Source organism: Microbacterium sp. GXF0217, from assembly GCF_054798195.1.
This window is the reverse complement of record NZ_JBSJZG010000001.1, coordinates 636,020-655,563: the sequence shown is the minus strand read 5'-3', so window position 1 is coordinate 655,563 and position 19,544 is coordinate 636,020. Positions and strand designations below refer to the sequence as shown.

At 68.0% G+C, this 19,544-nt stretch carries 19 protein-coding genes and 1 tRNA gene; 11 read left to right on the top strand and 9 right to left on the bottom strand.

The window, feature by feature from the left end; translation table 11 throughout:
- Nucleotides 1-399: 399 nt before the first annotated feature.
- Both ACWAT3_RS03315 and ACWAT3_RS03310 read right to left on the bottom strand, forming a co-directional pair.
- Entirely contained in the window at nucleotides 400-963 is a 564-nt protein-coding gene (locus ACWAT3_RS03315; protein ID WP_460795839.1) for a hypothetical protein, read from the bottom strand.
- Nucleotides 964-985: 22 nt separating this feature from the next.
- Nucleotides 986-1,789, bottom strand: coding sequence for an inositol monophosphatase family protein (locus ACWAT3_RS03310; RefSeq protein ID WP_460795837.1), 804 nt, complete (start codon nucleotides 1,787-1,789; stop codon nucleotides 986-988).
- Nucleotides 1,790-1,929: 140 nt separating this feature from the next.
- Here ACWAT3_RS03310 and ACWAT3_RS03305 point away from each other — a divergent pair.
- Nucleotides 1,930-2,002: transfer RNA gene (locus ACWAT3_RS03305), tRNA-Lys, on the top strand.
- Between the two features lie 151 nt (nucleotides 2,003-2,153).
- Here the strand turns inward: ACWAT3_RS03305 and ACWAT3_RS03300 are convergent.
- The 6 genes from ACWAT3_RS03300 to ACWAT3_RS03275 all read right to left on the bottom strand — a co-directional run bounded on the left by ACWAT3_RS03300 (nucleotide 2,154) and on the right by ACWAT3_RS03275 (nucleotide 7,496).
- Nucleotides 2,154-3,824: an MDR family MFS transporter gene (locus ACWAT3_RS03300; RefSeq protein WP_460795836.1), complete on the bottom strand. Its 1,671-nt coding sequence runs from the start codon at nucleotides 3,822-3,824 to the stop codon at nucleotides 2,154-2,156.
- A complete protein-coding gene (locus ACWAT3_RS03295) occupies nucleotides 3,825-4,439 on the bottom strand; it encodes a TetR/AcrR family transcriptional regulator (protein WP_460795835.1) in 615 nt (204 codons plus the stop codon).
- A gap of 70 nt (nucleotides 4,440-4,509) precedes the next feature.
- Nucleotides 4,510-4,887 carry a hypothetical protein gene (locus ACWAT3_RS03290; protein WP_460795833.1) on the bottom strand — a complete coding sequence of 126 codons (378 nt, stop codon included), beginning with the start codon at nucleotides 4,885-4,887 and terminating at the stop codon, nucleotides 4,510-4,512.
- An 88-nt stretch (nucleotides 4,888-4,975) separates the two neighbouring features.
- Nucleotides 4,976-6,208 carry an MFS transporter gene (locus ACWAT3_RS03285; protein ID WP_460795831.1) on the bottom strand — a complete coding sequence of 411 codons (1,233 nt, stop codon included), beginning with the start codon at nucleotides 6,206-6,208 and terminating at the stop codon, nucleotides 4,976-4,978.
- Nucleotides 6,205-6,666, bottom strand: coding sequence for a MarR family winged helix-turn-helix transcriptional regulator (locus tag ACWAT3_RS03280; protein ID WP_460795829.1), 462 nt, complete (start codon nucleotides 6,664-6,666; stop codon nucleotides 6,205-6,207). Before ACWAT3_RS03280 ends, ACWAT3_RS03285 begins: the two co-directional genes overlap by 4 nt.
- A gap of 41 nt (nucleotides 6,667-6,707) precedes the next feature.
- Entirely contained in the window at nucleotides 6,708-7,496 is a 789-nt protein-coding gene (locus ACWAT3_RS03275; RefSeq protein ID WP_460795828.1) for an IclR family transcriptional regulator, read from the bottom strand.
- 103 nt (nucleotides 7,497-7,599) lie between these two features.
- Between ACWAT3_RS03275 and ACWAT3_RS03270 the strand changes: the two genes are divergently transcribed.
- From ACWAT3_RS03270 to ACWAT3_RS03260, 3 genes are read left to right on the top strand one after another with little or no spacing between them, the layout of a single operon-like run.
- Nucleotides 7,600-8,379, top strand: a complete 780-nt coding sequence (locus tag ACWAT3_RS03270; protein ID WP_460795827.1) for a CoA transferase subunit A — start codon at nucleotides 7,600-7,602, stop codon at nucleotides 8,377-8,379.
- Nucleotide 8,380: 1 nt separating this feature from the next.
- A complete protein-coding gene (locus ACWAT3_RS03265; RefSeq protein WP_460795825.1) occupies nucleotides 8,381-9,034 on the top strand; it encodes a CoA transferase subunit B in 654 nt (217 codons plus the stop codon).
- On the top strand, nucleotides 9,031-10,227 hold the full coding sequence (locus ACWAT3_RS03260) for an acetyl-CoA C-acetyltransferase (RefSeq protein WP_460795823.1): 1,197 nt from the start codon (nucleotides 9,031-9,033) through the stop codon (nucleotides 10,225-10,227). The genes ACWAT3_RS03265 and ACWAT3_RS03260 overlap by 4 nt, the downstream gene beginning before the upstream one ends.
- Before the next feature lie 33 nt (nucleotides 10,228-10,260).
- Here ACWAT3_RS03260 and ACWAT3_RS03255 read toward each other — a convergent pair whose 3' ends face one another.
- The gene (locus tag ACWAT3_RS03255; RefSeq protein WP_460795822.1) at nucleotides 10,261-10,557 is read right to left on the bottom strand and encodes a hypothetical protein; all 297 of its coding nucleotides are present in this window, start codon (nucleotides 10,555-10,557) and stop codon (nucleotides 10,261-10,263) included.
- A gap of 173 nt (nucleotides 10,558-10,730) precedes the next feature.
- On the opposite strand from ACWAT3_RS03255, the gene ACWAT3_RS03250 reads away from it, so the two are divergent.
- The 7 genes from ACWAT3_RS03250 (at nucleotide 10,731) to ilvC (ending at nucleotide 19,486) form a co-directional block, all read left to right on the top strand.
- Nucleotides 10,731-11,993, top strand: coding sequence for an MFS transporter (locus ACWAT3_RS03250; protein ID WP_460795821.1), 1,263 nt, complete (start codon nucleotides 10,731-10,733; stop codon nucleotides 11,991-11,993).
- Nucleotides 11,994-12,059: 66 nt separating this feature from the next.
- Nucleotides 12,060-13,481, top strand: coding sequence for an alpha,alpha-trehalose-phosphate synthase (UDP-forming) (locus ACWAT3_RS03245; protein ID WP_460795819.1), 1,422 nt, complete (start codon nucleotides 12,060-12,062; stop codon nucleotides 13,479-13,481).
- Nucleotides 13,482-13,520: 39 nt separating this feature from the next.
- Nucleotides 13,521-14,318, top strand: a complete 798-nt coding sequence (otsB, locus tag ACWAT3_RS03240) for a trehalose-phosphatase (protein ID WP_460795817.1) — start codon at nucleotides 13,521-13,523, stop codon at nucleotides 14,316-14,318.
- 9 nt (nucleotides 14,319-14,327) lie between these two features.
- On the top strand, nucleotides 14,328-16,043 hold the full coding sequence (ilvD, locus tag ACWAT3_RS03235; RefSeq protein WP_460795815.1) for a dihydroxy-acid dehydratase: 1,716 nt from the start codon (nucleotides 14,328-14,330) through the stop codon (nucleotides 16,041-16,043).
- Between the two features lie 66 nt (nucleotides 16,044-16,109).
- Nucleotides 16,110-17,912, top strand: a complete 1,803-nt coding sequence (locus ACWAT3_RS03230) for an acetolactate synthase large subunit (protein WP_460795813.1) — start codon at nucleotides 16,110-16,112, stop codon at nucleotides 17,910-17,912.
- Between the two features lie 4 nt (nucleotides 17,913-17,916).
- Nucleotides 17,917-18,426, top strand: coding sequence for an acetolactate synthase small subunit (gene ilvN / locus ACWAT3_RS03225; protein WP_460795812.1), 510 nt, complete (start codon nucleotides 17,917-17,919; stop codon nucleotides 18,424-18,426).
- A gap of 31 nt (nucleotides 18,427-18,457) precedes the next feature.
- Nucleotides 18,458-19,486 (top strand): ketol-acid reductoisomerase, encoded by a 1,029-nt coding sequence (gene ilvC, locus ACWAT3_RS03220; protein ID WP_460795810.1) that lies wholly within the window; start codon nucleotides 18,458-18,460, stop codon nucleotides 19,484-19,486.
- Nucleotides 19,487-19,544: the final 58 nt, after the last annotated feature.

Here is a 19,544-nt window from a genome sequence, read left to right as displayed (position 1 = left end):
CAACCAGCGCCTCCACGGAGAACTCGACATGCGCACCCCCGCCGAGGTCGAAGCCGACTACTACGCTGGCCTCGACACACCCTTGGGGACGCCCGTTTCCCAAACCGCCCGATAGGAACGAAACTCAGGGCGAATCAGTCGATCCGATCACGGCTCGGACGGTCCGAGAGCGTGCGGATCGTGGGCACATTTTGGGCGCCCGTTCTCAACTTCACCCCGCCGCGTGACGCTCTAACGCACCATGTAGACCCGCATGATTCCGGGAGAGTGGCCTCACCCGCGAGGATCGGGCAGGGTTCGATTCCCCCCAGCTCCACCGAACCGCTGTCGCGGAACGACGAGGCCCGCCTCCTGCGATCCAGCAGGAGGCGGGCCTCGTCGTATGTCACGGCCGGGCGGTCACGACCAGTTGATGAGCACCAGACTCTGCTTGGTGTCGGCGAAGCGCACCCACCCGTCGCCGAAAAGGTAGGTCATGCCGTAGCCGTCCTCGTCCGTCTGGAACGCCGACTCGGCCGGCTCAGTGAAGTACCGTGCGCCGTCCGCGTCCTCGCGCTTCCAGCCCTGCGCGAGCAGTTCGCTCTGCGCGGCCGCTGCCTGTTCCGGTGCGAGTTCGCCCCACGCGAAGAACTGGCCGTGATCGGATGCCTCGTACCAATCGGCCCACGAGCAGTAGATGCCGGGCTCGACCACCATCTCGCCGATGCGGAACTCGGACTGCTTGGCGCTCCAGCCGAGCTCGGTGAGCATGCTCACGGTGCCCGGCGTGACGAGGGTCTCGCAGCTGGGCAGGGCCGCGGGCTCTGGCTCAGCGGTCGGCTCGTTCGCGATGGGCGCGGTCGTCTCGACCGCGGGGGGCGACGTCGCCTCGTCAGTCTCGACCGCCGTGGGCGCCTGCGCGCACGCGACGATGCTCGCGGCGAGAAGCAGTGCGGCGGCTGCGGCGGGGATGCGGGGGGTCATCACGGGCCTTGTCGGTTCGGTGTCAGTCTGACGGGTGCAGAAGATCGAGGAATGCCTCGTGGAGCACTCCGTTGGTGGCAAGTGTCGAGAGGGCCGAGAGCGTCTCGAGCCCGTCGTACGACGTCATGCGCCCGCCGGCCTCGCGGACGATCGGGACGGCGGCCGCGATGTCGTACTCTTTGACGTCGAACTCGGCGACCATGTCGATACGGCCTTCGGCCAGCAGCATGTAGGCGTAGATGTCGCCGTAGGCGCGGTCCCGCCACACGCGGGACGCGAGGAGCAGGAGATCATCGATCTTGCCGGCATCCGCCCACTGCGCGATGCTCTGAAAGCTCACGCTGGCGGCGTCGAGCGCATCGACGGCCGACACGTGCAGCGCGCGCGGCTCGGCCGTCGTGCCTGTCCATGCGCCAAGCCCTGATGCGGCCCACCATCGCCGGCCGAGCGTCGGCATGCTGACGACGCCGACCTGTGGCACGCCGTCGATCGCGAGCGCGATCATGGTTCCCCACAGCGGCACGCCGCGCAGGAAGTTCGCGGTGCCGTCGATCGGGTCGATGATCCACTGTCGGTGGGTGGAGCCCTGGGTGCCGTACTCCTCTCCGAGGATGCCGTCGTCAGGTCGCTCAGCTGCCAGGATGCTGCGGATCGCACGCTCCGTCGCCAGATCAGCGTCAGTGACGTGCGAGCGGTCGGCCTTGCGCGAGATCTCCAGATCGGCTGCGTCGAAGCGGGGGAGCGACTGCTCGTCCGCGGCCTGTGCCAGGCGGAGTGCGAGGTCGAGATCGCCCTCGAGATCGTGGGTGGCGGGGGAGTCGGTCACCTCTCCAGGATAGCGATCTGGGTGGTGCGTCCCCTGGCCGCGGCGGCTCTTCACAGCCTCTCCCTAGCCATGCCCGCCTCGATTTCGCATGCGGCTCCAGACCTGGTAACGTAATTCCTCGGCCGGGGAACACCGGCCACGCACCTCTAGCTCAATCGGCAGAGCAACTGACTCTTAATCAGTGGGTTCTGGGTTCAAGTCCCAGGGGGTGCACGGATCAGCCTCAGAAGACTCTCGCCAGTCGTCTGGGGCTTTTCTGCGTCCGGTCGCAAGCGCGATCGCAGTACGCCGGGCGCGTTGTGCGCCTGGGCGAGAAGGACGACGTCCGGCCGGCCCATGCGGGCGCGACCGGACGTCGGAATCCTCAGCGTGCGACCGGCACGCCGCCGGTGTCGTCGCTGACCGCACCGGACCGGTCGGCGCCTTCGGCGGTCCCGCCGCCGCGCAGCTCGGCCTCCAGCCGCTCGGCCTCATCGCCGCTGATCGCCTCGCCACGGGCGACGAGACCCGCCTGATCCGAGAGCGGGATCTGCTTCAGGAACAGCGACAGCACGAGCGCCAGCAGGACGAACGGGATGAGGTACCAGAACACGGGCGCGAGGGCATCCGCGTACGCCGTCACGATGCCGTCGCGCACCTCGTCTGGCAGAGCGCTGAGCGTGGCCGGATCGATCGTCGACGCGGCCTGCGATGCGGCATCCGGCGACGCACCGGCATCCGCGAACACGCCGAGCAGATTCTCGGTGAGCCGGGTCGTGAAAAGCGTGCCGAACACAGCCGTGCCCAGTGAAGCGCCGACCTCGCGGAAGTAGTTGTTCGTGCTCGTCGCAGTGCCGATCTCGTTCGCCGGAACCGCGTTCTGCACGACGAGAACCACCACCTGCATGATGAGTCCGAGCCCGGCGCCGAAGACGAAGAGGAACACGCAGATCAACCAGATCGGCGTCGTCGCTGACAGCGTGGTGAACGCCGCCATCGCGAGTCCCGTGATGATCGTGCCGAGGATCGGGTAGATCTTGTACTTGCCGGTCTTCGAGATCGCGATCCCCGACCCGATCGATGTGCCCATCAGGCCGACCATCATCGGGATCATGAGGAGCCCGGATGCCGCAGCCGACGTGCCGGAGGACATCTGCAGGAAGGTGGGCACGAAGCCGATCGCCGCGAACATGCCGATGCCGAGCACCAGGCCGATGGCGGTGGCGTTCACGAAGATCGGATTGCGGAACAGGCTCAGCGGGATGATCGGGTCCTGCACGCGGGACTCCGTGATGACGAATGCGGTCGCGGCGACCACGAGCCCGGCACCCCATGCCCAGGTGGCCAGCGAGTCCCACCCGAACTCCTTGTCTCCGCCGAAGTCGGTGAAGAAGATGAGGCACGTCGTCGCGATCGACAGGAAGATCACGCCGAAGATGTCGATCGGCTTCTCGGCCTTCTTGCTCGGAAGCTTCAGCGCGACGAGCGCGATGATGAAGGCGGCGATCCCGACGGGGATGTTGATGTAGAACGCCCACTGCCAGGTCATGTGATCGACGAAGAAGCCGCCGAGCAGCGGACCGGCGACAGCCGAGAGGCCGAACACCGCACCAAGCGGTCCCATGTACTTGCCGCGCTCGTTCGCCGGCACGATGTCGGCGATGATCGCTTGCGAGAGGATCATCAGACCGCCACCGCCGAGGCCCTGCATGGCGCGGAACACGACGAACGACCAGAAGTCGCCGGCGAAGGCGCAGCCGATCGAGGCGAGCGTGAACAGGGCGATCGCGACGAGGAACAGGTTGCGTCGCCCCAGCACGTCGCCGAACTTGCCGTAGATCGGCATGACGATGGTCGTCGCGAGCAGGTACGCGGTGGTGATCCACACCTGGTGGTCCACGCCGCCGAGCTGGCCGACGATCGTGGGCATGGCGGTGGAGACGATGGTCTGGTCGAGGCTGGACAGCAGCATCCCGGCGATGAGGGCGCTGAAGATGATCCAGATGCGGCGCTTGGTGAGCAGGAAGGGCGCATCCGGGGTGGCGGTGACGGACATTCAGTCGGCTTTCTGTGACGGGGTCAGGGTGGTGCGGGCGATCTCGAGGCGGTGGGTGAGCAGCCGCTCGAACGATTCGGAGGAGCGGTGCTGGACGAGGTCGTCCATGCACATCCGGATGAGGGCGCCGAACACCTGCACGATGACCTCGGCGCGCGCATGGGCATCATCGCCGTCGTCTCCCATCCGGCGCTGGATGAGCGCGATGTCCCGGCGTTCGTTCGCCGCCAGATGTGCGAATGCCGCCTTGAGCAGACGCGGCTCCTCCTCGACGATCGCGAGGACCGCCGGCGCATCGGCCACCGGATCGAACAGAGCCCATCGACGGATCAGCATCGAAGCGAAGTCGTCGATGATGTCGCCGGACTGGGAGACGAACTCCTCGTCGAGGGCGCGTTCCGCGTCATCCACGAGCGCGAACCCGAAGATCGCGTTCTCCTTGCTCTCGAAGTAGTTGAAGAAGGTGCGACGCGAGACCCCCACTTCAGCGCACAACTCTTCGACGGTGAATCCCGTGAACCCGTGTTCGCTCGTCAATCGGCGCGCGACATCGGTCAACGACCTGGCGGTCTCGCGCTTGCGCTGACTGCGCACCGAATCTGCACTCTCGCTCATAGAGTGCAATTTTGCACTCTTATCCTAAGAGTGCACTGTGAGATTCACTCCCGCATCGCGTGCATCGCGGTCACAGCTGAAGCAGAGCAGTCATCTCGTCGTCATCGGACGCGCGATCAGGACCGTCGGGCGTTCTACGAGGGCCGTCGAAGCGGCCTGCCCATGCGGCGGTCGCGCCGCGGATGATCATCACCCATCCGCTCAGAAAGAGCAGGACTCCACCCAGCATGGCCAGGCTCGGCGAGAAGAAGTCGTGCTGAGGCACGGGTCTGCCCGGGCCGGCAGATCCGAACATCGGGAGCCAGCTCACCACTGCGCCGAGCGCCGACGAGGCCATCCCGGAGATCGCGACGGCCATGAACACCAGGAGCACGGTGCCGATCAAGAGCACGATCGCCCCCAGCGCGAGGAGGATCGTCGCCTGCAGCCTCCGTCGAGATCCGGACATCGTCGCCCCCTCCGCGTGCGGCGTTGAGAGGATTCTGACACTCGCCGACCGCGGCGACAAGGTGCCGGGTCGTGATCGGTCGGTCTCGTCAGGCGGCGTCGCCGAGGAGGATCGCCTCGGCATCCACCTCTGCGGCATCCTCAGGCTCGTCATCGATGTGCGCGAGCACGCGGCGTCCGAGGAACACGGTCAGGGTCGCCACCAGCACGGATGCCGCGGCGAACAAGTAGGGAACCGTCGCGTTGAACTGGTGCCAGAGGAGCGCTGCGATCGGCGGGGCGATCGCGCCGCCGATGAAGCGCACGGACGAGTACGCCGAGGAGGCGACGGCGCGCGGCAGGTCGGTCGCCTCCATGACGGCCTCCGTGAGCACGGTGTTCATGACGCCGAGCAGCAGTCCGCCGATGACGATGCAGGTCACGAGTGCCGGTGCGTTCTCGGCCAGGATGCCCGCGACGACGAGGTCCGCCGCGAGCAGCGGCAGGATCGTCAGGATGATCGTGGTGCGCCGCATACGGCGCATCATCCATGGCGCCACCCAGACGCTCGTGATCGCGAGCGCAACGCCCCAGCCGAAGAATGTGAACCCGATTCCCATCGCACCGAAGCCGAGCGGGAACGGCGAGAACGCCAGCAGTACGAAGAAGCCGATGTTGTAGAAGAATGCCGTGATCGCGAGGATCGCTAGTGCGGGGCGGCCGAGCGCGCGGAAGGGGGCCGAGAACGGCACGGGCTGACGCTTCTCGCCCCGGGTGTGCAGCAGGGTGAGCACGGCGATGAAACCGATCGCCATCAGTGCAACGACGCCGAAGAACGGTCCGCGCCAGCTGACCTCGCCGAGCAGTCCGCCCAGGAGTGGGCCGATCGCGATGCCGAGTCCGAGGGCGGCCTCGTACAGCACGATGGCCGCGCCACTGCCTCCGGATGCTGAGCCGACGATCGTCGCCAGAGCGGTCGAGATGAACAGGGCGTTGCCCAGTCCCCAGCCGGCGCGGAAGCCGATGATGGCGTCGACGCTGCCGCTGAGCGCACAGGCGAGCGCGAACGCCACGATCAGCGCGAGTCCGGTGAGCAGGGTGGCCTTGGCGCCGATGCGACTGGAGATCCAGCTGGTGACGAGCATCGCGAGCCCGGTGATCAACAGGTAGCTCGTGAACAGCAGCTCGGTCTCGGTCGGTGTCGCCTCGAGCGACTCCGCGATTGCGGGCAGGATCGGGTCGACCAGACCGATGCCCATGAACGCGACGACGCTGGCGAACGCCACCGCCCACACCTGGGCCGGCTGCTTCCAGATCGACTCGGTCGGCTTCGCGCTGGTCATTCGCTGTCTCCTGTCTGCGCATCACTCGCTGCGGGCGCGCGCGTCGAAATCGTGTGGGTGGCGAGGATCTCGGCCGCGCGTGACAGGGCGGCCCAGTCGTCGTCGCCGAGGTCGGCGAATCGTGGCGCGAGCGTCGCGCGGAATTCGGCGCGCCAGGCCTGCACCGCTGCCTGCCCGCTGGTCGTGATGCTCACGACAGTCGCGCGGGAGTCGGCGGGGTCGCTCGCTCGTGCGACCAGTCCGTCGCGCTCGAGGTCGCCGATCAGACGCGTCATACCCGGCTGCGTCGTGCGTGCCGCGGTCGCCAGAGCGCCGAGGCGGATTCCGCCCTCGCGCTCCAGGATGCTCAGCACGCGCCACTGCGCCGACGGCGCCTCGTTCTTGGCGTCCTGAGCGGCGATGCGCGCGAGAGCATGCGACGAAAGCACGATGGAGGGGATCACATCGAGACGATTCATACCAAAAGTATATACCTAGTGGTATGTAATGAGTTCGGCCATCACCGCCGGGCGTTCGCGATGCGCGACGACAGCATGTGCGCGTGTGCGAGCAGGGTGCGACCGAGTTCCGGCATCCGCTCCGGCCCGAAGCGGAACTCCACTCCGGTCAGGCTGAGCGCCCACTCCGGACGGCCCTGCCGGTCGAAGACTGCCGCGCCGATGCCCCAACTGCCCTCCACGATAAGTCCTGGGTTGACCGCGTAGCCGCGCTCCTTCGTCTCGACGAGGCGCTGTCGCAGCGGAGCTGAGCCGTGCGAGCGCCCCCACTGCTCGGCGAGCTCGGGATGCCGATCGAAGTAGGCATCCACATCGTGGTCAGGCAGGAAGGCCAGGATCGCCAGCCCTGCGCTCGCGATGCCGAGTGGGAAGCGCACGCCCTCGCTCAGGACGAACGAGCGGATGGGGAATGCGCCCTCCTCCCGCAGCAGACACACCGTCTCATCGGCGCGGCGCACCGAGAGGAACGCGCTCTCCTCCGTCTTCACCGCGAGCGATCGGACGATGTCGCGGGCGAGCGCGGTGATGTCGTAGCGCGCTGCCGCCACGGTTCCCATGAGGAACAGCTCCGGTCCCGGCATCCATCGCGCGGTGTCGTCGTCCCGGTCGACGAGCCCCTCAACGCGGAGGGCGGACAGCAGCCGATGCGCCGTCGAGCGGGAGAGGTCGGCGGTGCGCGCGAGTTCGTGCAGGGTCACGCCGTCCGCGCCACCAGCAGTCACCAGGCGCAGCAGGTGAGCAGCTCTCGACACCGCCTGGGTGCCGGGGACGATCGTCGGGGCCCGTTCCACATCGTGGACGCTACTCGCGCATCCGACCACATCACAAGCACCGGCTTCCGAACGGCGCGGAAGAGGCGGATGCTGGAGCAGACGACGCACGAAGGAGTGACACGTGATCGACAAGCAATGGGCATCGGCGGCCGACGCCGTGGCCGACATTCCGGACGGAGCGTCGCTCGCGGTCGGCGGATTCGGGCTCTCCGGCAACCCGATCGCGCTCATCGAAGCGCTGCTCGCCCAGGGGACGAAAGATCTCAGCGTCGTCAGCAACAACTGCGGTGTGGATGACTGGGGCCTCGGCATCCTGCTGGGGGCGCAGCGCATCCGCAAGATGACGTCGTCCTACGTAGGCGAGAACAAGGAGTTCGAGCGGCAGTTCCTCTCCGGCGAGCTCGAACTCGAGCTCACGCCGCAGGGCACGCTCGCCGAGAAGCTGCGCGCCGGTGGTTCGGGGATCGCGGCGTTCTTCACCCAGACCGGTGTCGGCACTCAGGTCGCGGAGGGCGGGCTTCCGCGGCGCTACCGCCCCGACGGCACCGTCGCTGTCGCGTCCCCCGAGAAGGACGTCCGTACGTTCGACGTGGCTGGTTCGCCGAAGGAGTTCGTGCTCGAGGAGGCCATCACGACCGACTTCTCGCTCGTGCACGCCGCGGCGGGCGATCGGCACGGCAACCTCGTCTTCGGCAAAGCCGCCCGCAACTTCAATCCGCTGGCGGCCATGGCGGGGCGCATCTGCATCGCGCAGGTCGAACGACTCGTCGAGCCGGGGGAGCTCGATCCGGACCGGGTGCATCTTCCCGGCGTCTTCGTGCACCGCATCGTCGAGGTCGGCACCGACATCCCGAAGCGCATCGAACGCCGCACGGTCACGACGCCGGCCGAAGGAGCCTGACATGACGCTCACTCGAGAGCAGATGGCCGCACGCGCGGCCGCCGAACTGCAGGACGGCTCGTACGTCAACCTCGGCATCGGGCTGCCGACGCTCGTGCCGAACCATGTGCCGGACGGGGTCACGGTCGTGCTGCAGTCCGAGAACGGGATCCTCGGCGTCGGGCCGTACCCGAGCGAGGATACGGTCGACCCCGACCTCATCAACGCGGGCAAGGAGACCGTCACGGTGCTGCCGGGGTCGGCGTTCTTCGATTCGGCGACGAGCTTCGGGATGATCAGGGGCGGCAAGATCGATGCCGCGATCCTGGGCGCCATGCAGGTCTCGGCATCCGGAGACCTGGCGAACTGGATGATCCCGGGGAAGATGGTGAAGGGCCCTGGCGGCGCGATGGACCTCGTGCACGGTGCCGGTCGCGTCATCGTGCTCATGGAGCACGTCGCGAAGGACGGTTCGGCCAAGATCGTGAAGGACTGCTCGCTTCCGCTCACCGGCAGGGGAGTGGTGCACCGGATCATCACCGACCTCGCCGTCATCGACGTGACGCCGGATGGACTCGTGCTCGTGGAGACAGCGCCGGGCGTCAGCCTTCAGGACGTCATAGAGGCGACCGAGCCGCCGCTCGTCGTCTCGCCGCAGATCAAGGAGTTCTCATGACCGACATCGTCATCGTCGCCGCCGCTCGCACGCCACAGGGGCGGCTCAAGGGGCAGCTGGCACCGTTCACCGCCCCTCAGCTCGGCTCGTTCGCGATCAGAGGCGCACTCGAGCAGGCGTCCGTCGACCCCGCAGAGGTGGATGCCGTGATCGTCGGGCAGGTGCTCGCCGCCGGCTCAGGCCAGAACGCCGCGCGCCAGGCGGCGATCGGGGCGGGCATCGGATGGGACGTCCCGGCGCACTCGGTCAACAAGGTCTGCCTCTCGGGGCTGACGGCGATCATCGATGCCGCCCGCATGATCCGCACCGGCGATGCCACGACCGTGATCGCCGCGGGCATGGAGTCGATGACGCGCGCGCCGCACCTGCTGATGGGCTCGCGCGACGGCTGGACCTACGGCAGCGTCGAGGTGCTCGACCACCTGGCGTACGACGGGCTCACCGACGCGTACGACCAGGAGAGCATGGGGGCGTCGACCGAGCGGCACAACGCACGGTACGAGCTCACCCGTGAAGCGCAGGACACGGTCGCCGCGCTGTCGCACCAGCGCGCCGCGGCCGCACAGGATGCCGGAGTCTTCGACGCCGAGATCGTGACGGTCGAGGTGCCGCAGCGACGCGGTTCCGGCCGACAGGGTCAGGAGCCGGCGCGCCTCACCAAGGACGAGGGCATTCGACCGGACACCACGGTCGACACGTTGGCGGGACTGCGCGCGGCCTTCGCCGAGGGCGGGTCGATCACCGCGGGGAACTCCTCGCAGATCTCTGATGGCGCCTCCGCCGTGATCGTCACGACGCGCGAGAACGCGGAGACGCACGGCTGGCCGATCCTTGCGGTCATCGGTGCGAGCGGTCAGACCGCCGGCCCCGACAATTCTCTGCAGGCGCAGCCGGCGCGCGCGATCCAGCGGGCGTGCGAGAAGCAGGGCATCACGCCGGCGGATCTCGATCTCGTCGAGATCAATGAGGCGTTCGGGGCTGTCGTGGCGCGCTCGCAGGTCGAGCTCGGCCTCTCCAGCGACGTCGTCAACATCCACGGCGGGGGCATTGCGATCGGGCATCCGATCGGGGCCAGCGGCAATCGACTGGTGGTCCACCTGTCGCACGAACTCGCGCGGCGAGGCACTGGAACAGTCGCCGTCGGCCTGTGCGGCGGCGGCGGTCAGGGCGAAGCGCTCGTCCTGACGCGCTGAGATTTCGGAGAGGCCAGGGCGTGCTCGGGCGCGTCAGCGCTGGTCCTTCGCGTGGTCCTGCGCATCGGCGAGCGCCTTCTGGGACCTGAACTGCAGACGCTGCGCCTTCTTCGCCTTCTTCACGGACTGCGGCGAATCCGCGTCGACGGCGATGCCGCGGCGCTCACGACTCAGATCCACCACGGCTCCGACGGCAAGGGCCATCGTGATCCCCCAGCTGACCCAGGAGAGGATCGCGCGCCAGGTCACGGGTTCGGAGCGCGTGCCGCGCAGCAGTGAGACGCCTGCGGAGATCGCTGCGACAAGTCCGGTGCTGAAGAGGTAACGCATGGCACAAACGTAGTCGACGTGCTGCGGACGAGGGGCCCCCCTGGTCTCTCGCAGGTACCCCTGGGTAAGATATCGTCGGCGCCTCGGCGTCCCAGCTGTGTATCTACCGGCCGTCGACTTCTCGGCGGAAAGCGGCGGCACCCGATCCCCGCGTCCACCGGCGCGCGAGAGCCATGACCCAGACACACACCACTTCCTCCGCGGCGTCGGCCGCGACACCCGGCCTGCTGCGACTTGCCGGGCTTCCCTACTTCGTGATCGCGTTCATCGCACGGCTCCCGTTCGCGATGATGGTCGTCGGAGTGCTGACCGTCGTGGTCTCCGCCCGCGGGTCGCTCTCCCTCGGCGGGCTCACCTCGGCCGCGGTCGGGCTCGGGACCGCCGTGGTCGGCCCTCTGCTGGGGGCCGCCGCCGACCGTTACGGGCAGCGCCTCGTGCTGCTGCTCTCGGCGATCGTGAACGGCACCATGCTCGCGGTGTTCGCCTGGGTCGTCTACAGCTCGGCCGTCGACGCGATCGTGCTGACGACAGCACTGCTGATCGGCGCATCCGCCCCGCAGGTCTCGCCGATGTCGCGGTCCCGCCTGGTCGCGATCATCACCGAGCGGATGCCGGCCGATATCAGGACCAGGACCATTTCCGGAACGTTCTCGTACGAGTCGGCAGCCGACGAGACCGTGTTCGTGTTCGGTCCGTTCCTCGTCGGGATCCTCGCGTCGGCGATCGCTCCATGGGCACCGCTGGTCGGAGCCGCCGCTCTGACGTTCGTCTTCGTCGGCGCGTTCGCGCTGCACCCCACCGCTCGACACATCTCCGCCGAGCGGCATGCCGACGGCTCGGCGCCGTCGCGGGCGTCGGAGCTGTTCCGTCCGCAGGTGCTGGTCGTCGTGGTAGGCATCCTCGGCGTCGGGCTGTTCTTCGGCGCAATGCTCACGTCGCTGACGTCGTTCATGGCCGATCGAGGGGATGCCGAGCAGGCCGGCCTTCTCTACGGAGTGATGGGCATCGGCTCCGCCGCTCTGGCCCTCGGCGTCGCCTGGCTGCCTGCGCGGTTCACACTGCGCGCCCGCTGGCTGGTCTTCGGCGGCATCCTGTTCCTCGGCACTCTGCTGGTCGCGACCTCCGGCACGGTCGACGCCATGCTGGTCGCCCTGGCGATCATGGGCATCGGGATCGGACCGACGCTGGTCACGCAGTACAGCTTCGGCGCGGCGCGCAGCCCGCTCGGGCGTTCCGCGACCGTCATGACGATGCTCGGCTCGGGAGTCGTGGTCGGCCAGGCCGCGGCATCCGCCATCACCGGCCAGGTGGCCGAGACGCTCGGCACGAGCGCCGCATTGCTGCTGCCGGCGTGCGCCGCAGCGGTCGTCGTGATCGCCGGGATCGCGAACTGGTTCCTCAGCGACCCGCATCGCTCGCGGCCTTCGGACGTCTGACGCGGCGAGGGGAGGCTGCGCCGACCCGACTACGCTGGAGACACCGATCAGGGTGAGGGAGTCTCCATGACCGTTGCAGAATTCGTCGTCGTCGCGAACAGGTTGCCCGTGGATCGCATCCAGGGCCCGGATGGCGAGGACGTTTGGCGGACGTCGCCCGGGGGACTGGTGGCGGCGCTCGAGCCCGTCATGCACTCGGTCGACGGGGCGTGGGTCGGCTGGGCAGGTCAGGCGGATCTCGAACTCGAGCCGTTCGAGACCGGCGGCCTCAAGCTGATCCCGGTCGCGCTCAGCGAGGAGGAGGTCGAGGAGTACTACGAGGGCTTCGCCAACGACACGATCTGGCCCCTGTACCACGATGTGATCTCACCGCCGCAGTACCACCGGGAGTGGTGGGAGGCGTACGTGACGGTCAACCGCCGCTTCGCCGAGGCAGCGGCGTCGGCCGTCGCACCGGACGGAACCGTGTGGGTGCACGACTACCAGCTGCAGCTCGTACCGGAGATGGTGCGGGCGCTGCGTCCGGATGTCACGATCGGGTACTTCCATCACATCCCGTTCCCGGCGCACGGTCTGTACGCCCAGCTGCCCTGGCGCGACCAGGTGCTGCGCGGGCTGCTCGGCGCCGATGTGATCGGCTTCCAGCGCGCACAGGACGCCAATTACTTCCTCGCGGCGGTCAGACGCCGACTCCGGCACGAAGTGAAGGGGTCCACCGTCACGGTTCCGGAGGAGGACGGCGTGCGCACCGTCGTCGCGAAGGCCTTCCCGATCTCGATCGACACGGTCCCGTACCTCGAGCTCGCCGCGAGCGCGGACGTCCAGGCGCGTGCCGCCGAGATCCGGGAGAGCCTGGGCAATCCGCGCAAGATCCTGCTCGGCGTCGACCGACTCGACTACACCAAGGGCATCAGGCACCGCATCAAGGCGTACGCCGAGCTGGTCGCCGAGGGCTCCCTGAGCGTCGACGACGTCACGTTCGTGCAGGTGGCGAGCCCCAGCCGCGAGCGGGTGGATTCGTACGTGCAGCTGCGCGACGAGATCGAACTCTCCGTCGGCCGCCTCAACGGCGACTACGACACCATGGGGCACACGGCGATCCGCTACCTGCACCAGGGCTTTCCGCGCGAGGAGATGGTCGCGCTCTACCTCGCGGCCGACGTCATGCTGGTGACCGCGCTGCGCGACGGCATGAACCTGGTCGCCAAGGAGTACGTCGCCACCAGACGCGACAACCGCGGCGTCCTCGTGCTCAGCGAGTTCACCGGGGCGGCCGACGAGCTCCGACAGGCCGTCCGCGTCAACCCGCACGACATCGAGGGCCTCAAGGATGCCATCATGACGGCCGTGCAGATGCCGCCGGCCGAACAGGGCAAGCGCATGCGCGCACTGCGCAAGCGCGTGCTCGAGCACGACGTCAATGCGTGGTCCTCCTCGTTCTTGGCCGCCCTCGAGGCGGCCAAGCAGAAGCGGACAGCGCAGCCGTGAGAGGCTGGGAGAGACCCGACCGCCTGAGGAGAGATCGCCGTGACCCGCACCTGGACGCCCGGAACCCCTGACGCCGCACTGACCGACATCGCCACGACCCCTCGGCTCGTGATCGCCCTCGACTTCGACGGCACGGCGTCTCCGCTGGTGGCCGACCCGATGGCAGCACGTGCGCTGCCTGCGGTCCGCGAGCAGGTCGACCGCCTCGTCGCGCTGCCGGACACCCTGCTCGCCTACGTGTCCGGTCGCAGCATGCACGACCTCCGGATCATCACCGAGCACGAGGACGACTCGCCCGTCGCGCTCGCCGGGTCCCACGGTGCGCAGTACTGGTTCCCCGGAACCGGCGAGGCGGCACCGACCGGCGAGGCGACCGAGGACGGCGCACGCGAGGAGCTGTGGGCGGCGGCCCAGCCGATCATCGAGCGCCACGAGGGCGCCGAGTTCGAGCCCAAGACGTTCGGGATGGGCGTGCACACCCGTCGCGCGACACCCGAGGTCGAGGCCGCCGTGTTCGCCGAGATCGACGCGCTGGTGTCGGAGCGCTTCCCGCACTGGCGTCGACGCTCAGGGCACCGTGTGCTGGAGTTCTCCTCGCGCGATGAGGGCAAGGACGCAGCGATGGCGGCGCTGCGCGAGCACTTCGGCGCCACCGGCATCCTGTTCGCCGGCGACGACGTGACGGACGAGGACGCCATGCGGGTGCTGCAGCCGACGGATCTGGGCGTCCGCGTGGGACCGGGGGAGTCGGCAGCGCAGCTGCGTGTGGAGAACCCACAGCAGATCGCCGAACTTCTGGCGCAGGTGGCAACGGAGCGCGCTGCCGGACGGGAATAGACTGCCGTCATGGCCTCGCAGCAATCCTCGGACGCGTCCGTCGACATCAAGCCCCGCAGTCGCGTGGTCACGGATGGGATCGAAGCGACCACGTCGCGCGGCATGCTCCGCGCAGTGGGCATGGGCGACGCGGATTGGGACAAGCCCCAGATCGGCATCGCGTCGAGCTGGAACGAGATCACGCCCTGCAACCTGAGCCTGGATCGTCTGGCGCAGGGGGCGAAGGAGGGCGTGCACTCCGGCGGTGGCTATCCACTGCAGTTCGGCACCATCTCGGTCTCGGACGGCATCTCGATGGGCCACGAAGGCATGCACTTCTCGCTCGTGAGCCGTGAGGTGATCGCCGACTCGGTCGAGACGGTCATGATGGCCGAGCGCCTGGACGGTTCCGTCCTGCTCGCCGGCTGCGACAAGTCGATCCCTGGGATGCTCATGGCCAGCGCCCGGCTCGGGCTGTCCAGCGTGTTCCTGTACGCCGGGTCAATTGCTCCTGGCTGGGTGAAGCTGTCCGACGGCACCGAGAAGGACATCACGATCATCGACTCGTTCGAGGGCGTCGGCGCATGCCGCGCCGGTCGGATGAGCGAAGAGGACCTCAAGCGCATCGAGTGCGCGTTCGCCCCCGGCGAGGGCGCCTGCGGCGGCATGTACACGGCGAACACCATGGCGTCCGTCGCGGAGGCGCTCGGACTGAGCCTGCCCGGCTCCGCGGCGCCGCCATCGGCCGACCGTCGGCGCGACCAGTTCGCGCACCGCTCCGGCGAAGCCGTGGTGAACCTGCTCCGTCAGGGGATCACGACGAAGGACATCCTGACCAAGGAATCCTTCGAGAACGCGATCGCCCTCGCGATGGCGCTCGGCGGTTCGACCAACGTCGTGCTGCACCTGCTCGCGATCGCCCGCGAGGCCCAGGTCGAGCTGAACCTGCACGACTTCAACCGGATCGGCGACCGGACCCCTCACATCGCCGACATGAAGCCGTTCGGCAAGTACGTGATGAACGACGTCGACCGTCAGGGCGGCATCCCCGTCATCATGAAGGCCATGCTCGACGAAGGCCTGCTGCACGGCGACGCGCTGACCGTCACCGGCAAAACCATCGCGGAGAACCTCCGCGACCTCGACCCCGACCCGATCGACGGCGAGGTCATCCACACGTTCGACAACCCGATCCACGCATCCGGCGGCATCACGATTCTGCACGGCTCGATGGCGCCGGACGGCGCCGTCGTGAAATCGGCCGGCTTCGACGCTGACGTCTTCGAAGGACCAGCACGCGTGTTCGAGCGCGAGCGCGCCGCGATGGATGCGCTCGCAGAGGGCTCGATCCAGGCCGGTGACGTGGTCGTCATCCGGTACGAGGGCCCCAAGGGCGGCCCCGGCATGCGCGAGATGCTCGCGATCACCGGAGCCATCAAGGGCGCTGGGCTCGGAAAAGATGTACTACTCTTGACGGACGGACGATTCTCAGGCGGCACAACCGGCCTGTGCATCGGCCACATAGCACCCGAAGCGGTGGACGCAGGTCCTATCGCCTTCGTGCGCGATGGTGATCTGATACGGGTCGATATCGCAGCTCGCACTCTCGACCTACTCGTCGACGAGGCGGAGCTCGCCTCCCGCCGCTCTGGCTGGGAGCCGCTTCCCCCGCGCTATACCCGTGGCGTTCTTGCCAAGTTCGCAGCCCTCGTGCGCTCCGCAGCCGAGGGAGCGACGACCGGCTGAGTCCTCGCCCTTCCGAGACTTCCTCGTCTCGCACCGACGTCGCTCATCAGATCCAAGGAAATCAACATGACTGCTGAATCCGTGTCCGCCGTGCCACGGCCGCCGGCCCGTCAGGCCGCAGCCCCAGAACTCACCGGCGCCCAGGCCGTCGTCCGCTCGCTCGAACTGCTCGGGGTCACCGACGTGTTCGGAATCCCCGGCGGCGCGATCATGGAGGTCTACGACCCCCTGCTCGACTCCACCGAGCTGAGGCACATTCTCGTGCGCCACGAGCAGGGCGGTGGGCACGCGGCGGAAGGGTACGCCTCCGCCTCGAACCGGGTCGGCGTCACCATCGCGACCTCGGGCCCCGGTGCGACGAACCTCGTCACCGCGATCGCGGACGCGTACATGGACTCCGTGCCGATCGTCGCGATCACCGGCCAGGTCTTCTCCACGCTGATGGGAACCGATGCGTTCCAGGAGGCCGACATCGTCGGCATCACGATGCCCGTGACCAAGCACTCGATCCTCGTGAAAGACGTGAACGAGATTCCCGGCGCGATCGCCGCGGCATTCGAGATCGCGTCGACGGGACGCCCTGGGCCCGTGCTGGTGGACATCACGAAGGATGCCCAGCAGGCCAAGGCTCCGTTCGTCTGGCCGCCCAGGATCGACCTCCCCGGCTACCGTCCGGTGACGAAGGCGCACGGCAAGCAGATCCAGGCTGCGGCCAATCTGCTCGCCGAGGCCAAGAAGCCGGTGCTGTACGTCGGCGGCGGCGTGATCCGCGGCCGCGCGTCTGCAGAGCTCAAGAGCCTCGCTGAGACCACGGGTGCGCCCGTCGTCACGACGCTGATGGCGCGCGGAGCGTTCCCCGACTCGCACCCGCAGCACCTCGGCATGCCCGGCATGCACGGTACGGTTCCGGCCGTGCTCGCGCTGCAGGAGTCGGACCTGATCCTCGCGCTCGGCGCGCGCTTCGACGACCGCGTGACGGGCAAGGCCGCGCTGTTCGCCCCCAACGCGAAGGTCGTCCATGTCGACATCGACCCGGCCGAGATCTCCAAGATCCGTGCGGCCGATGTCCCGATCGTCGGCGACGTGCGCGAGGTGCTCGTCGATCTCGAGACCGCGTTCCGCAGCACGATCGGCGCCGACAAGCCGGACACCGACGAATGGTGGTCCTACCTCGACGGTCTGCGCGACGAGTTCCCGCTCGGCTTCCAGCCCACCTCCGATGGGCTGCTGTCGCCGCAGCACGTGATCCAGCGCATCGGCGAGCTCACCGGCCCCGAGGCCGTGTACGCGGCCGGCGTCGGCCAGCACCAGATGTGGGCGGCCCAGTTCATCAAGTACGAGCGCCCCAATTCGTGGCTGAACTCCGGCGGTGCCGGCACGATGGGCTACTCCGTGCCCGCGGCCATGGGCGCCAAGGTCGCGGAGCCCGACCGCGTGGTGTGGTCGATCGACGGCGACGGATGCTTCCAGATGACCAATCAGGAACTCGCCACGTGCGCGATCAACAACATCCCGATCAAGGTCGCGATCATCAACAACTCCTCGCTGGGCATGGTGCGCCAGTGGCAGACGCTGTTCTACGACGGTCGGCACTCCAACACCGACCTGAACACCGGCCACGGCACGATCCGCATTCCCGACTTCGTCAAGCTCGCCGAAGCATACGGCTGCCTCGGCATCCGGGTGGAGAAGGAAGAGGATGTGGATGCCGCGATCAAGCTGGCGCTGGAGACCAACGACCGACCGGTCGTGATCGACTTCGTCGTGTCCGCTGACGCGATGGTGTGGCCGATGGTGCCGCAGGGCGTCAGCAACAGCTACGTCCAGTACGCGATCGACCACGCGCCGTCCTTCGAAGAGGAGATCTGACGACATGTCCACTCATGTGCTGAGCCTCCTGGTGGAGGACACCCCTGGCCTGCTGACCCGCGTCGCCGGTCTCTTTGCCCGCCGCGGCTTCAACATCGAATCCCTCGCCGTCGGCGTGACCGAAGTGCCGGGAATCTCGCGCATCACGGTCGTCGTCGACGTGGAGGAGCTGCCGCTCGAGCAGGTGACGAAGCAGCTCAACAAGCTCGTCAACGTCATCAAGATCGTCGAACTCGACTTCGCCACGTCCGTGCAACGCCATCACGTTCTCGTGAAGGTGCGCACCGACAACGCGACGCGCTCGAACGTGATCGAGATCGTCAACCTGTTCCGCGCGTCGGTCGTCGACTACGCATCGGATGCGGTCGTCGTCGAGGTCACCGGCGACAAGGGCAAGATCGAGGCGATCCTGCGCGCGCTCGAGCCCTTCGGCATCAAGGAGCTGTCGCAGTCCGGCCTGCTGGCCATCGGGCGCGGCGGCAAGAGCATCACCGAACGCGTTCTGCGCGGCTGACCACCCAGACCACCACCAAGGAGAAATACAAGTGAGTACTGAGATCTTCTACGACGCCGACGCCGACCTGTCGCTCATCCAGGGCAAGAAGGTCGCGATCGTGGGCTACGGCTCGCAGGGCCACGCCCACGCGATGAACCTGCGCGACTCGGGCGTCGAGGTCGCGATCGCCCTCAAGGACGGCTCGAAGTCCATCGCGAAGGCGGAGGAGGCCGGCTTCCCGGTCAAGAACGTCGCCGACGCGACCGCATGGGCCGACCTGATCATGATCCTCGCGCCGGACCAGCACCAGCGCACGATCTACTCCGAGTCGATCGCGCCGAACCTGGCAGCGGGCAAGACCCTCGCCTTCGCGCACGGCTTCAACATCCGCTTCGGCTACATCGATGCGCCCGAGGGCGTCGACGTGATCCTGATCGCCCCGAAGGCCCCAGGCCACACCGTGCGCCGCGAGTTCGTCGCCGGCCGCGGCATCCCGGACATCATCGCCGTCGAGCGCGACGCGTCCGGCCAGGCATGGGACGTCGCACTGGCCTACGCCAAGGCCATCGGCGGCACCCGCGCCGGCGTCATCAAGACGACCTTCACCGAGGAGACCGAGACCGACCTGTTCGGCGAGCAGGCCGTGCTCTGCGGTGGCATGAGCCACCTCGTGCAGGCCGGCTTCGAGACGCTCACCGAGGCGGGCTACCAGCCGCAGATCGCCTACTTCGAGGTGCTGCACGAGCTGAAGCTCATCGTCGACCTGATGTGGGAGGGCGGCATCGCCAAGCAGCGCTGGTCGATCTCCGACACGGCCGAGTTCGGCGACTACGTCTCGGGCCCGCGCGTCGTCGACGCCCGCGTCAAGGAGAACATGAAGGGCGTGCTCGCCGACATCCAGTCCGGCGCCTTCGCGAAGCGCTTCATCGAGGACCAGGACAACGGCGCCACCGAGTTCCTGGCATTGCGCGCCAAGGAGCAGGAGCACCCGATCGAGGTCACTGGTCGCGAGCTGCGTTCGCTGTTCTCGTGGAAGCAGACCGACGAGGACTACACCGAGGGTTCCGCCGCGCGCTGATCCTCGCAGTATCCGCAGAACGGGCGTCCCTCGCGGGGCGCCCGTTCTTCGTCTCCGA

Excerpts from the sequence above, each read along its gene's own strand:
- ACWAT3_RS03315 (WP_460795839.1), bottom strand. The coding sequence starts at position 963 with ATGACCCCCCGCATCCCCGCCGCAGCCGCCGCACTGCTTCTCGCCGCG.
- ACWAT3_RS03300 (WP_460795836.1), bottom strand. The coding sequence starts at position 3,824 with ATGTCCGTCACCGCCACCCCGGATGCGCCCTTCCTGCTCACCAAGCGC.
- ACWAT3_RS03295 (WP_460795835.1), bottom strand. The coding sequence starts at position 4,439 with ATGAGCGAGAGTGCAGATTCGGTGCGCAGTCAGCGCAAGCGCGAGACC.
- ACWAT3_RS03290 (WP_460795833.1), bottom strand. The coding sequence starts at position 4,887 with ATGTCCGGATCTCGACGGAGGCTGCAGGCGACGATCCTCCTCGCGCTG.
- ACWAT3_RS03285 (WP_460795831.1), bottom strand. The coding sequence starts at position 6,208 with ATGACCAGCGCGAAGCCGACCGAGTCGATCTGGAAGCAGCCGGCCCAG.
- ACWAT3_RS03280 (WP_460795829.1), bottom strand. The coding sequence starts at position 6,666 with ATGAATCGTCTCGATGTGATCCCCTCCATCGTGCTTTCGTCGCATGCT.
- ACWAT3_RS03265 (WP_460795825.1), top strand. The coding sequence starts at position 8,381 with ATGACGCTCACTCGAGAGCAGATGGCCGCACGCGCGGCCGCCGAACTG.
- ACWAT3_RS03260 (WP_460795823.1), top strand. The coding sequence starts at position 9,031 with ATGACCGACATCGTCATCGTCGCCGCCGCTCGCACGCCACAGGGGCGG.
- ACWAT3_RS03255 (WP_460795822.1), bottom strand. The coding sequence starts at position 10,557 with ATGCGTTACCTCTTCAGCACCGGACTTGTCGCAGCGATCTCCGCAGGC.
- ACWAT3_RS03250 (WP_460795821.1), top strand. The coding sequence starts at position 10,731 with ATGACCCAGACACACACCACTTCCTCCGCGGCGTCGGCCGCGACACCC.
- ACWAT3_RS03245 (WP_460795819.1), top strand. The coding sequence starts at position 12,060 with ATGACCGTTGCAGAATTCGTCGTCGTCGCGAACAGGTTGCCCGTGGAT.
- ilvD (WP_460795815.1), top strand. The coding sequence starts at position 14,328 with ATGGCCTCGCAGCAATCCTCGGACGCGTCCGTCGACATCAAGCCCCGC.
- ACWAT3_RS03230 (WP_460795813.1), top strand. The coding sequence starts at position 16,110 with ATGACTGCTGAATCCGTGTCCGCCGTGCCACGGCCGCCGGCCCGTCAG.
- ilvN (WP_460795812.1), top strand. The coding sequence starts at position 17,917 with ATGTCCACTCATGTGCTGAGCCTCCTGGTGGAGGACACCCCTGGCCTG.